We start from the raw sequence: 12,503 nt of genomic DNA on the forward strand, positions 1-12,503 counted from the left end.
AACCTCAGACCTCCTTGCAGAACTCGCCGATGGGCAGGCCCACATGGCGCTTGTCAGCGGCCAGATAGCCCAGCAACTCGTCGCCCGTCTGCAACTCGGTGACGTTGAGGACCTTCCCGCCCGGGCCGAGCACCCGTACGTGCCAGTCGTCCTGCACGGTCAGGCTGACCAGCCGGCCGTCCTCGGCGTGGGTACGGATCTCCAGCAGCGGTCGGGATTCGAGCTTCGCCCGCCCGACGACGACCCGTCGGGTGCGCCCGTCCGCGCCGACCGCGAGCAGCGCGCTGCCCGAACCGACCTCGCTGAGGTAGCTGGTCCGGTTGTCGGGGCCGAGCGTGTACGAGTGCAGGGCGCCCGCGTTGACCCGGAACGGGCGGGTCGGCATGTAGGGCAGGGGGTGGGTCTCACTGCAGCACAGCACGAACCCGGAGGAGTAGGAGCCGACGAGGATGCCCTCGTCCTCCTCGAAGTGCGAGCAGGTGTCCACGCAGACCCGGTCGCCGAGTCCGACGTGCCGGATGCTCTCCACGGTGAGGGTGGACAACTCCAGTTGGGGCGTCGTCGCCTCCAGCAGCCGGGCCAGCGCGAACACTTCGTCGGCGCTGCGGGGCGTGAAGAGGATGCCGTCCGAGCCGCGCTCCAGCACGTCGAAGACGATGGCCGCCTCCTCCAGGCCGTCGACGACCGTCACGAGCTTGCCCTCGGCGGACTCGGCTGCGGCGAGCACGATCTCCAGGGGGATCTTCGTCGGGTCGGCGAAGTGGATCACCGTGTACGGCAGCACCATGGCGCCCGCGCACGACAGCTGGAGGGTGCGGTCGTCCCGTACGTCGATGAAGCCGGAGACCGGCGTGCCAGCGGCGCCACCGGTGCGAGTGCCGGCGCGGTGGTCGGCGGCGAGGGCGTCCAGCTCGTCCTGGGTGCCGAACTTCCGCAGGAGTACGTCGAATACGGTGCCGGACGGTGAACTGGCGCTACTGGCCAGCGACTTGGCCTCCTTGTCGGGGGCCTTCGTCTCCTTCGCCTCCCTCCCCTCCTTGTCGCCGGGCTTCTTCGCAACGGCCGTGACCGGGGCGCCGCCCTCGGAGACCAGTACCCGGGTGACGGTCGGGGGCAGGGTCCCGAGCAACTCGGCGTCGGCCGCCACAACACCCGCCATCCGGGCGTGGATTGCCGCGTCCACCACCGCCTGGAGCTGCGGACGGGGGACCTCACGCAGGTCGATCCATGCGAACCTCATGCCACTCCTGCCACGATCGTCGAGTAATTAGCCATGCGCATGCCATCAGTGATGTCGTTGCTGCCGCCGCCGTGGACGACCGCCGAGAGGCGGGACACCAGTGCGGCGGGCGTGGGGGAGGAGAAGATCCGGCGGCCGATGGCCAGGCCGCGACAGCCGGCGGCCATCACGGCGGTGCCGTATTCGACGAGGTCGGAGCCGTCGGGTGGACCACCGGCCGCGAGCACGGGGATAGGACTGTTCGCCACCACCTCGGCCATGCGCTCGATCGGCAGGGCGACGGAGGTCTTCACCATGTCGGCGCCCAGGTCCGCGGCGACGTTGGCCAGGTGGGCGAGGAGGGCCGGATCGCGCGGGTCCTCGATCCGGGGGCCGCGCGGATACACCATCGCGATCAGGGGCATGCCCCACGCGTCGCAGGAGCGGGCCACCGCCCCCAGGTCGGCCAGTTGCTGCGCCTCGGTGTCCGAGCCGATGTTCACATGGACGCTGACCGCGTCCGCGCCGAGCGTCAGCGCCTCCTCGACATCGGAGACCAGCACCTTGGCGTGGACGTCGGCGGAGCAGGAAGTGCTGGCGCTCAGATGCACCACCAGCGCGCAGCTCTTCAGGATGTCCGGCGCGAAGGAGCGGGCGCGTCCCTTGTGGACGATGATGCCGTCGGCCCCGCCGGCCACGAGTGCCCGCAGCAGGTCGTCCCACTTGTCGGCGGGGACGATCGGACCGTCCGAGACGCTGTGGTCGAGCGGGACGAGCAGATGCCGGTCGTCACCCGCGAGCGAAAGTCTTCTCAAGCGTAATTGTTTGCCGGATTTCAGCATGGGTAATGAGCCTTCCCGGCCCGCGGGCCGCATTTGAGAAAGCCGAATCACGACATTCCGTTGCGATTCTCCGTGTCCGAAAATCGATGGTTGTAGAACTTTCAAGTTAACCGATCATGAGCATTCTCGCGTGACCGCCCGTTGGCAAGACGTAGCCACCGGTAAATTTTTATACAGCATGCAGCATGATTATTGACAGGGGATTGATAGGTTCCGTGGGGTTGACTGTGCCTGGACGTACTGTTCGTACGCTCTATGCGCGTTGGGGCGTTCTGCCCCCACTGTGAATGGACCGTTGTCGAAATTGAATTTCGATGATTGGGGTGAGTCCCCTTCGCGCTCAGGATTCGGAAGTGCCCCCTACGCCCCAATTACGCCACGCCCTGTACGTACCCTGAACTCGTGGGCGTGGAGGGCTTCGCCGACTGGGTCTGGCGCATCCCGTTCCTGCTCGGCACCGTCCCTGGTCGCGGTCGGCCTGTGGGTGCGTTCGACGGTCTCCGGGTCCCCGGTCTTCAAGGAGTACCCTCTCGTGCGGCCCACAGGAACTCGCCATCCCCCGGAACGCGATGCTGTCCGACCGGTTCGGCCGGGCTGGTGATCGCCGGCGCCTGCGGCCTCTGCCTGCTGAGTTTCCTGTGCCTGAAGGTCGGCCGCCTTCCGTCTGGCGGAATGCAACCTTCCTGACCTGGGAATACATCGGGAATAGGTATTGCCGGGCCACAATAAAATGCACTAGTGGGAATAAAGCCCCCTATCGGTGAATCCGACCCATCGGTGAGCTGTCTCCGCGAGCGGGTCGTAACGCTTGGTCATTTGTATGTGCCGTGCATTTCTGCCGACGAGTCGCCAACCGCAACACATGCCTTAGTCTGGGCCGACGAGAGAGGCGCGAGATGCTCTTCGAGCCGCTCTCCGGGTCGCTCTGAGTCAAGGAGTTGTGAATGGCTATTCGCCGGTACAAATCGCGGGCCGCGCGATACGGTTTGGTAATGGTTTCGCTGGGCCTGGTGACTGCGGGGGCCGCGATATTCACCCCGACGGCATCTGCCGCGGTCTCGACCGCCGCCCTTCGGGGTGCTGATTCCGGGCGATGTCTGGATGTCCCCGGCGGAAAGACCGAGAGTGGCACCAAACTCACCTTGTGGGACTGCAACGGCGGCAGCAACCAGCAGTGGTCGTACGACACCGCGACCAAGGCACTGGGCGTCTACGGCAACAAGTGCCTGGACAGCGACAGCGTCAGCACGGTCAACGGCACGCCCGTCCTCATAAGGGACTGTACGGGCGGCGCCACCCAGCAGTGGGACGTCGTGTCCGGCGGGACCGTCAAGAACGTCGGGCTGGGCCTGTGCCTGGACGCGGCCGAGCTGGGCGTCTCCAACGGCACCCCGGTCCAGTTGTGGTCCTGCAACGGGGGCGGCAACCAACAGTGGAGCGGAGTCGACCCGGCCGCACCGGCGGACACGGGGGCGATGACGGCGCTGGAGAAGCAGGCGTTCGACAACGTCAACGCGCAGCGGACCGCAAAGGGCTGTGCGGCACTGGTGATTGACGACAGCCTGCAGAAGGCCGCCCACGACTATGCGGCCGAGATGGTGCGGACCCACAACTTCTCCCACACCTCGGCTGCCGGAAAGTCGCCCACCGACCGCGCCAAGGACGCCGGGTACACCCGGGGTGGCGTCGGCGAGAACATAGCGATGGGATTCCAGGGCGACCCGAACGGCGTAGTCAACAACGCGACCTACGGGTGGATGAGCAGCTCCGGTCATCGCGCGAACATCCTCAATTGCGGCTACACCAGGACCGGTATGGGATACGACTCGGGGAACATCGACCCGAATTACGCCAGCGGTTCCTGGGTGCAGGTATTCGGGTGATGGTGATGTGAGTCGGCCGGGCCGCCGGCACTTTCCGACGGCGGCCCGGCAGGCGCCGCATAAGAATCCCTACGAACGGCGGCTCAGACGACCGTCAGGGCATAGCAGGCGAAGACCCCGGCCAGCACCGCGACCGCCGCTCGGCGGGACCCCCGAATTCCGGTCCAAGGCGCTTCGAAGCGGTGCGTGAGGCGGCCCAGGGCGAACAGGGTGGCGGCGATGAGCGGCAGCCAGGCGAGCCGGGCGAGTATCCAGACGGTGGTGTCCGGGGGAGTGGTGAGCCCGGGGACCGGGACGCCGACGAGCGAACCGGGTATCGCCAGGGTGAGCAGGGCCGTCTGGTGCCAGCAGAAGATCGTCATTGCGGAGAGGTTGACGCCCACGACCGCCGCCCACAGCCTTTGCCGGCGCCGCAGCAGGCCGTCGAGCCGGTCCCGCAGCAGGATCGCCGCCCCGCACTGCACACAGGCCAGCGCGAGCACGAGCAGCGACGGCGGGTGGGAGTTGGTGCGGTTTGTGCCCGGCACGCCGACCATGCTCGCCGGATAGTGGAAGGCGAGGAGCAGTACGGCGAACAGCGCCCCGCCGCCGAGCAGCATCAGCCGGGCACCGCGCCGACCGAGCCGCCCCTCGCCCCAGCAGACGCCCAGTTGGTACGCGAACAACCAGCCCGGCCCGAGGTTGAGCAGACCCAGCCAGGACGGCATGGCGTCAGCCCAGGGGCCGTACCGCAGCAGGTCCACGACGGCGACCGTGCCGAGCAGCGGTACGGCGGCCCACCCGCCGTATGTCCGCGCGGCGCGCACGCACCAGGGCGTGAGCGCCGTCACCAGCACGTATATGCCGACGAACCACAGCGGCTGGACTACCAGCACCACCCCGGTGCGCAGTGTCCCGGCCGGTACCCCGGCGGCGTACAGCACCGGCAGGAGCACGGCCCACACCGCCGCGACGCCGAGGACGGGACGGCCGAGCCGGGCCAGCCGCCCGCGCAGCCAGTCGCCCGTCGGCACTCCGCGTTCGGCCGAGCGGCGCAGGGACAGGGCGGAGGCGCAGCCGCCGACCAGGAAGAAGATGCCGAGCATCTGCAGCACCCAGCTCACCGGGGCGAGGAGCCCGAAGGCGGCGAGCGGGCTCGTGTTGTGCAGCGCGCCCTCGGAGCCGAGCGTGAGGCCGCCGAGGAGCCAGTGGCCCACGGGGACGGCGAGCAGGGCGAGGGCGCGCAGTCCGTCGAGGGCGCGGTCGCGGTGGGCGGGTGTGCGCTGCTCGACGAGGGCGGCCGTGGCGGCGGTCGCGTGGCGCAGCCGCTCACGGGCCGAGGCCCACCCGGCCTGCGTGGTCGGCTTGGCGCGGGCGGTCGGCCCCGCCTGCGCGGTCTGCGCGGTGTGCTCCGCCAGGTCCATCTGCGCGGCCCGGTCGGCCTGCTCCGCCCGTGTCGTTCGTCCGGCGGGCGGACGCATGCGCGTCGTCGCAGGGTGCCCGGCTGTCGGCCCTGTGCCGGTAGGCAGGCCGAGCAGGCAGGGCGGGTCCGTCGGGCGGGCCGGGACCCGCCGGGGGTGCGAGGTCGCGGGCAGCGGATTCTCGGTGTCGGCGACCCGCGCGGGAAGGTCACGGCAGGTCATGGCGGCAGTCCTCCGAGGTGTCCGGGGCGGGGTGGGCGCAGGTCACGTCCCTGTAGTCGCCGGTGGCGATGTCGGCGTAGTTGCGCAGGGAGGCGGTGCCGGGGGTGAAGTAGCCGGTGTGGCCGTCGGCCCGGTCGGAGGCGACGACGCGGGCGCCGAAGCCGGGGTCGGCCGGGTCTGCGCCGTGGCCGAGGCCGAACAGCTCGACGGGAGGGACCCGGCGGATCCAGTCGGTCGCGTCCCGGGCGGTCGCCCACAGTCGGGCCCGGGCGCCAACGGGCACCTGACCGGCGTGGTCGAGACGCATACCGGGTGAGGCCGCGACCACGAGGTCGGACACCTGTCGCCCGGTCAGCCGGTGGGCGGCGGCGCCGCACAGCACCGAGCCGTAGCTGTGGCAGAACACCGAGGGCGGGGTCACCGGGTGGGTTGTCGCGGCGAGGCCGTCGAGGAAGCGGAGAAGGCGCGGGGCACCCTCTTCCGCGAGGCGTCCGGTGGCGGCGTCCCAGCCGACGCCGACCGGCGTCGTGTAGCCGACCCACGCGATGACCGCCGGGCGGTCCGCCGGCGCCAGCCGGGTCATCTCGGCGCGCAGGTTCCGGGCCATCCGGGCCGCTGCGTCGTACGAGGCCAGGTCCGTGTCGGAGCCCGGTACGACGACCGCCACCCGGCGGGCGGTCCGCAGATCCCCGTACACCTCGGCGACCTGCCCCCGGCCCCGCGGGTCGAAGGCGAGGACGTGGCGCCCCGGTGCCAGGAGGCCGGCGTACGTCGCCGCCCGCATCCGGGCCTGCCGCCGGGCGCCCTCGGGCTGCTCCGGGTCGGCGGCGCGGGTCAGTTCGCGGTCGCGTCCGGCGGTGAGGGCGCGTGCGTTCGCGGCGTACCGGAGCTCGGGCGGGGCGCCGTCGAGGCCGCCCATGACGAGCGGGTGACGCGCGGCCAAAGCCGTCCGCTCTGCCGCCGTCAGCCCGGCGAAGAACCGCGCGACCTGTGCGGGCGTGGCCGACGCCGGGTCCGGCAGCTGTCTGCCGATCAGTTGGTCGGCCGTCCACGCCGCCGTACCCGGAGGCGGGCCGGTGACGGCGGTCTGCACACTGCCCGCTGCCCAGCCCACCGACCCCGCGACCGTCGCCAGCACCAGTGCGCAGGTGGCCAGCGTGCGCTTGAACCGCCTCATGGTGTGTCTCCCCGCTTCCGTGCTTCTGTTGCCGTCGGCCGCGTTTCCGTGGGCGACCTGGTGGACGGAAGGTAGGGAGCGGGGCTACCGGCCGGCGTCACACCGGGGAGCCAACCTCCGGGTAGCACCCCGGTAGGGGGTGGTGGACGGACCTCACCGCAGGGTGAAGAAGATCATCGGGTTGTCGCTGCTCTCCCGCACGGGATGGCCCAGGGCGAGGGACCGCTTGACGTCCTTCAGCCGGTCGTGGATCTCGGGAGCGTGGGCTCGGGAGGCGGTGAAGAAGGCGTTCTGCCGCTCGGCCAGCCAGCGCAGCACGACCGCGCCCTCGGTGAACGGCAGCGCCCTGCGCCCGTGGAAGACGTCGTGGACGCACACCGGTATGCCCGGCCGCAGCCGCGGGAACAGGTGCCGGATGTACCAGCGGGCGAAGCTCGCGGAGTGCGCCGCGTCGATGAACAGGAAGTCCGCGCCGGCGGGGATCTTCTCCAGGTTCTCCCGCGCGTCCCCCTGAGTGAACGTCCAGCGGCCTGCCGACAGGGTGTCCGGCACCTCCCGTACGACGTGGTCGACGATGTCGTGCGAGTACAGGTGCCCGGTGCCGTTGTCGCGCAGGGCGCGCAGGATCCAGGTCGTGGACCAGCCGTGGAAGGTGCCGATCTCCACGACCGTCTCCGGCCGGGCCTCGCGCAGGAGGAGATACGTGATCTCCGCCTCGATGTCGTCGAGCTGGGCCTTCATGGAGGTGGGCGGCGCGAGCAGCGTGCGCTGGCGTTCGCGGGCCCGGTCGAGGTCCTCGGCGAAGGTGCGGTAGAGGCGGCTGACGTGGTCGAGGTCGATGGGTCGGCCGTCGAGGGACCGGCGGTTGTCGGGCTGATCGTCGAGGGGCCGGCGGTTGTCGGGCCGGCCGTCGAGGGGCTGGTGGCTGATGGGCTGGTGCATGCGTCACGCTCCTGCGAAACCGTTCCGTGGTCGGGATGCGGTGATGCTGGAGGGTGGACAAGGGGTCGCACATCACACCCGGGTGCCAACTCGGGTGTCGCACCCAGGTATGAGGCCCGGGCATGACACGGCGACCGGCGGACCGGTCAGGCGGGCGAAGCCCCGGGCACGATGAGCCCCGACTCGTAGGCCAGGACGACGAGTTGGGCCCGGTCGCGGGCGCCGAGCTTGGCGAGCAGGCGGGTCATGTGGGTCTTGACGGTCTGCTCGGCCACCACCAGCCGCGCCGCGATCTCGGTGTTCGACAGGCCCCGTGCCACCAGCGACAGCACCTCTGTCTCCCGGGGCGTGAGGCCGTTCAGGCGCAGCCGGGCGGCCCGGGGCGCGGCAGGGCGGCGCCGGGTCACGTCCTCGATGAGGCGCCGGGTGACGGAGGGTGCGAGCAGTGCGTCACCGGCGGCGATCACCCGTACCGCCTGGATGAGCTCGGCGACCGCCGCGTCCTTGAGCAGGAAGCCGCTGGCACCGGCGTGCAGCGCCTCGTAGATGTAGTCGTCGATGTCGAAGGTGGTCAGCATCAGCACCCTGGGCCGGTGGACGACGCCGCGCGGCGGGTCCAGCAGTTGCCGGGTGGCCTCCAGTCCGTTCATCTCGGGCATCCGTACGTCCATCAGTACGACGTCGGGGTGGGTGTGACGGCTGACCTCGACACCGAGCCGGCCGTTGGGCGCCTCGCCCACGACGTCGATGTCGCTCTGCGCGGACAGCAGCGCGGCGAATCCCGAGCGCACCATGTCCTGGTCGTCGACGACGACCACCCGAATTGCCATGCCGCCCCGCTCCTTGCTGCCGTCGTGCCTGCTGAGTACGTCGCTGTCAGTGGGCGCCGATGCCTGCCGCCGAGGCGAGCCACTGCGTGCTGATCAGCGCGGCCACGGCCAGTGTCGTGACCCGCGCCAGATGCCGGTTGGTCCGTGATCCCCGCAGCGGTGCCCTCGCCATGGCCGACTCCCTCTTTGCCCGTGTCGCCCCGCGCACTTTCGCGGGGCCCGGCAGCCCAATCTCCTGCCCCGGAGGGCAGCACCGCCTCGGCCGAACGGCCAGAACCCATGGACCGGGACCGCCTCTGTACTGGCCGAACGGTGGAGGACGGGCTTCGGCGGAGGGCCGCACACTGATCTCCCGTCAGAAAGGAGTCGGACCTTTTTCCAACCCGAACCCGCCCCCGTCCGTCTCTAGGCGCGAGCCGTCGGGAGCACCTGCTCGACATGCGACGGCCACTGTCCGATGGCGAAGTGCAAGGAGCTCAGGTGGAGTTACGCGCAAGACCAAAACGTGCGGTCGTGGCGGCCGGGGTGGCCTCCACGGCCCTTCTGCTGGCCGGTGTTCCGGGCGCGGAAGCCCAGGACGCGAGCGGTGTCGGTACCGTCACCACGGCCGACGCGGCCAAGGAGTCCGGTACGGCCAAGCCGTCCGGTACGGCCAAGGCAGTGAAGACCGTGACCCTGGTCACCGGTGACCAGGTGATGGTGGACGGCGCCGGAAAGGTCACCGGCGTGGTCCGGGCCGAGGGCCGGGAGAAGGTGCCGTTCTCCGTCCGGGTGGTCGCCGGACATACCCAGGTCGTGCCCGGTGACGCCGAACTGCTGCTGGCGCAGGGCAAGTTGGACGCCAGGCTGTTCGACGTGACCCAGTTGGTCGCCGACGGCTACGACGACGCCGGCCGCGGCGACGTACCGCTGATCGTCACCTTCCGGGGGAAGAAGGCGCCCTCGATGACCCCGCTCACCGGGGCCGGCGCGAAGATCGGCCGCGCGCTGCCCGTCGTCAACGGCAAGGCGGTGCGCTCCGTGAAGAAGCGTGGCGCCGAGTTCTGGGACGCCGTGACCGGTACGGCCGACAAGGGTGACGAGGCTGCCGAGTTCACCTCCTCGACCGCAGTCGAGAAGGTGTGGCTCGACGGCCGGCGCAAGGCGAGCCTCGACAAGAGCGTGCCGCAGATCGGCGCGCCGACCGCCTGGGCCGCCGGTTACGACGGCACCGGCACCAAGGTCGCGGTCCTGGACACCGGGATCGACACGTCCCACCCGGATCTCGCGAGCCAGGTGATCGCGGAGCAGGACTTCTCCGGTTCCACCGGCCCCGGCGACAAGTTCGGCCACGGCACGCACGTGGCGTCCACCGTGGCCGGCACAGGAGCCAAGGCCGGGGGCAAGTACAAGGGTGTCGCCCCCGGTGCGAAGCTCCTGAACGGCAAGGTCCTGGACGACAGCGGCTTCGGCTCGGACTCCGGGATCATCGCGGGCATGGAGTGGGCGGTGGCCCAGAAGGCCGACGTCGTCAACCTCAGCCTCGGCGGCGCCGACATGCCCGGCATCGACCCGATGGAGGAGGCGGTCAACCGGCTCTCCGCCGAGAGCGACACGCTCTTCGTCATCGCGGCCGGCAACGACGGAGAGTTCGGCGAGCGGACGGTCGGTTCGCCCGGCAGCGCCGACGCCGCGCTCACCGTCGGCGCGGTCGACAAGGCGGACGCGCTCACCAGTTTCTCCAGCCGTGGCCCGCTCGTCGGGGGCGGCGGGGTCAAGCCCGACCTGACCGCACCCGGTGCCGCCATCACGGCCGCCGCTGCCGCCGGCAGCATCCTGGAGGCCGACTACCCCTCCGACGTACCCGGTTATCTCACCCTCGACGGCACCTCCATGGCGACCCCGCACGTCGCGGGCGCCGCCGCCATTCTGGCCCAGCAGCATCCGGACTGGACCGGTGAGCGGATCAAGGAAATCCTCACCGGCTCCGCGAAGCCGGGCGCGTACAGCTCCTTCCAGCAGGGCACCGGCCGTACCGACCTGGTGCGGGCGCTGGAGCAGAGCGTCGTCACCGAGCAGCAGTCGATCGGCTTCGGCACCCAGCAGTGGCCGCACGGCGACGACACCCCGGTGACCAAGCAGGTGACGTACCGCAACCTCGGTACGGAGCCGGTCACCCTGGGCCTGTCCGTCGACGCCCTCACGGTGGACGGCAAGCCCGCCGACGCAGGCATGTTCGCCGTGTCGCCGGCGCAGCTCACCGTCCCGGCGGGCGGCACCGCGACCGCCTCCGTCACCGCCGACACCCGCGCGGGCAGCGCCGACGGCTCCTTCGGTGGCTCGGTGGCCGCTGTCTCGGCCGACGGCAAGATCCAGGTGCGTACCGCTGTCGGGGTGGAGCGCGAGGTCGAGTCGTACGACCTGACGGTCAAGCACCTCGACGAGAACGGCGCGCCGATCGGCGACGCCGCCACCCAGATCAGCGCCATCGACAGCGACTTCTACGCCGACCTCGCCGACGAGCAGGACGGCGAGCTCACCGTGCGGGTGCCCAAGGGCGTCTACACCCTGAGCGGTGTGATCCACCCCGCGTACGACGCCGCCACGCACGCCGTGCTGGTGCAGCCGATGCTGAACCTGGACAAGGACACCACCGTCGTCATCGACGCCCGGCAGGCGCGGCCGGTGGACATCACCGTGCCCGACGCGGCGGCGAAGAACACCGAGGCCACGGTCGTCTACACCTACGACCGGGGCGGTGAACTGGGCCCGGGCAACCTTGAGTTCCTGGTGCCGACCTTCCAGGGCACGCGGTTCGGGCAGCTCGGATCCGACGAGGCCGCGGGCGACATGTCCGCCGTGTTCGCCGGCGACTGGACCCGTACGGACGACGCGGGCCGGCCGGTCACCTACCACCTGGCCTGGAACCGCGCCGGCCGGCTGGACGGCTTCACCGCCGACATCAGGCGGAACCAGCTCGCCAAGGTCGACCTCCAGGTGGGCGTGCCCGTCAAGGGCAGGGGCGTCCAGATGGAGGCGACCGCGCACGCACCCGACGGAAGCCTTGTCCTCAGCTACGACGACCTGCGCGCCGACCTGCCGCTGCACACCACGGAGTACGTCCTCGACAACGGCGTCAAGTGGTCCTTCCGTAGCTGGCAGATGTTCGGCGAGGGCCGCGACCGGGTCTCGGAGAACTTCCTGATGCGGATGCCGAGAACCTGGCAGGCCGGACACAGCTACACCGAGCGGTTCAACGTCGGCGTCTTCGGCCCGACCATGCCCGCCGCGGGTGACCAAGGACCGGAGCGGGGACTCCCCGGAGTCGTGCGCTACGGGAACGTCATCAGGGCCTTCACGCCGCTGTTCGGCGACGGCTCCGGCCACTGGGGCCTCAGCGACTACACCTCGGTGACGAGCTCGCTCCAGGCCGACGGCAAGGAGATACCCGACGACTACGGCTACTCGCCGATCGACCTCACCGAGTACACCGTTCCGGCCCAGGACAGCGCGTACAAACTGACCGTGGACGCCTCACGTGATCCCGCGGTGTTCCCGGTCAGCACCCGCGTCCGGACGGAGTGGACCTTCCGCTCCGCCACCACCCCCGAGGACGACAACACCGAACTCCCGCTGTCGGTGGTCAACTTCTCGCCCAAACTGAGCCTGTCCAGCACGGCGAAGGCGGGCAAGCGGTTCGACGTGCCCTTCACCATCGGGGGCGCGGCGGCCGGACAGCGGCCCGCCAAGCTCGCCTTCGAGGTCTCGTACGACGAGGGCGCCACCTGGCACTCCACCAAGGCCGTCGGCGGTACGCATCTGTCGCTGACCCACCCGGCCACGGCGGGCTCCGTCTCACTGCGGGCCAAGCTGACCGACAAGGCCGGCAACACGCTGGTCCAGACGATCGAGCGCGCCTACCTCACCACCAAGTAGCTCTCCGGACTGTGCGTCGAGTCCCGTTCGGGGCGGTGTCACCACCGCCCCGAACGGGACTCCTTGCCGTTTC

General features: G+C 70.4%; 9 protein-coding genes. 2 read left to right on the top strand and 7 right to left on the bottom strand.

Going from position 1 to position 12,503, the window contains the following annotated elements; genetic code table 11:
• Positions 1–4 precede the first annotated feature (4 nt).
• On the bottom strand, positions 5–1,240 hold the full coding sequence (locus OG734_RS24650) for a 3-dehydroquinate synthase II family protein (protein ID WP_330289662.1): 1,236 nt from the start codon (positions 1,238–1,240) through the stop codon (positions 5–7).
• On the bottom strand, positions 1,237–2,061 hold the full coding sequence (locus tag OG734_RS24655; RefSeq protein WP_330289663.1) for a 2-amino-3,7-dideoxy-D-threo-hept-6-ulosonate synthase: 825 nt from the start codon (positions 2,059–2,061) through the stop codon (positions 1,237–1,239). Before OG734_RS24655 ends, OG734_RS24650 begins: the two co-directional genes overlap by 4 nt.
• A gap of 992 nt (positions 2,062–3,053) precedes the next feature.
• On the opposite strand from OG734_RS24655, the gene OG734_RS24660 reads away from it, so the two are divergent.
• Positions 3,054–3,944 carry a ricin-type beta-trefoil lectin domain protein gene (locus OG734_RS24660; RefSeq protein ID WP_330289664.1) on the top strand — a complete coding sequence of 297 codons (891 nt, stop codon included), beginning with the start codon at positions 3,054–3,056 and terminating at the stop codon, positions 3,942–3,944.
• An 83-nt stretch (positions 3,945–4,027) separates the two neighbouring features.
• On the opposite strand, the gene OG734_RS24665 is transcribed toward OG734_RS24660, so the two are convergent.
• The 5 genes from OG734_RS24665 to OG734_RS24685 all read right to left on the bottom strand — a co-directional run bounded on the left by OG734_RS24665 (position 4,028) and on the right by OG734_RS24685 (position 8,687).
• Complete coding sequence (locus OG734_RS24665; protein ID WP_443065099.1) at positions 4,028–5,404, bottom strand: acyltransferase family protein; 1,377 nt, start codon at positions 5,402–5,404, stop codon at positions 4,028–4,030.
• Between the two features lie 148 nt (positions 5,405–5,552).
• Positions 5,553–6,743: an alpha/beta hydrolase gene (locus OG734_RS24670; RefSeq protein WP_330289666.1), complete on the bottom strand. Its 1,191-nt coding sequence runs from the start codon at positions 6,741–6,743 to the stop codon at positions 5,553–5,555.
• Positions 6,744–6,896: 153 nt separating this feature from the next.
• Positions 6,897–7,685 carry a class I SAM-dependent methyltransferase gene (locus OG734_RS24675; protein ID WP_330289667.1) on the bottom strand — a complete coding sequence of 263 codons (789 nt, stop codon included), beginning with the start codon at positions 7,683–7,685 and terminating at the stop codon, positions 6,897–6,899.
• A 146-nt stretch (positions 7,686–7,831) separates the two neighbouring features.
• On the bottom strand, positions 7,832–8,515 hold the full coding sequence (locus OG734_RS24680) for a response regulator transcription factor (protein ID WP_330289668.1): 684 nt from the start codon (positions 8,513–8,515) through the stop codon (positions 7,832–7,834).
• A 46-nt stretch (positions 8,516–8,561) separates the two neighbouring features.
• Entirely contained in the window at positions 8,562–8,687 is a 126-nt protein-coding gene (locus OG734_RS24685) for a hypothetical protein (protein WP_330289669.1), read from the bottom strand.
• Positions 8,688–9,028: 341 nt separating this feature from the next.
• On the opposite strand from OG734_RS24685, the gene OG734_RS24690 reads away from it, so the two are divergent.
• The gene (locus tag OG734_RS24690) at positions 9,029–12,430 is read left to right on the top strand and encodes a S8 family peptidase (protein ID WP_330289670.1); all 3,402 of its coding nucleotides are present in this window, start codon (positions 9,029–9,031) and stop codon (positions 12,428–12,430) included.
• Positions 12,431–12,503: the final 73 nt, after the last annotated feature.

The organism is Streptomyces sp. NBC_00576 (assembly GCF_036345175.1).
Classification (GTDB): Bacteria; Actinomycetota; Actinomycetes; order Streptomycetales; family Streptomycetaceae; genus Streptomyces.

Coding starts and splice junctions, on each gene's coding strand:
- OG734_RS24650 (WP_330289662.1), bottom strand. CDS start 1,240: ATGAGGTTCGCATGGATCGACCTGCGTGAGGTCCCCCGTCCGCAGCTC.
- OG734_RS24670 (WP_330289666.1), bottom strand. CDS start 6,743: ATGAGGCGGTTCAAGCGCACGCTGGCCACCTGCGCACTGGTGCTGGCG.
- OG734_RS24665 (WP_443065099.1), bottom strand. CDS start 5,404: ATGCGTCCGCCCGCCGGACGAACGACACGGGCGGAGCAGGCCGACCGG.
- OG734_RS24675 (WP_330289667.1), bottom strand. CDS start 7,685: ATGCACCAGCCCATCAGCCACCAGCCCCTCGACGGCCGGCCCGACAAC.
- OG734_RS24685 (WP_330289669.1), bottom strand. CDS start 8,687: ATGGCGAGGGCACCGCTGCGGGGATCACGGACCAACCGGCATCTGGCG.
- OG734_RS24660 (WP_330289664.1), top strand. CDS start 3,054: ATGGTTTCGCTGGGCCTGGTGACTGCGGGGGCCGCGATATTCACCCCG.
- OG734_RS24655 (WP_330289663.1), bottom strand. CDS start 2,061: ATGCTGAAATCCGGCAAACAATTACGCTTGAGAAGACTTTCGCTCGCG.
- OG734_RS24680 (WP_330289668.1), bottom strand. CDS start 8,515: ATGGCAATTCGGGTGGTCGTCGTCGACGACCAGGACATGGTGCGCTCG.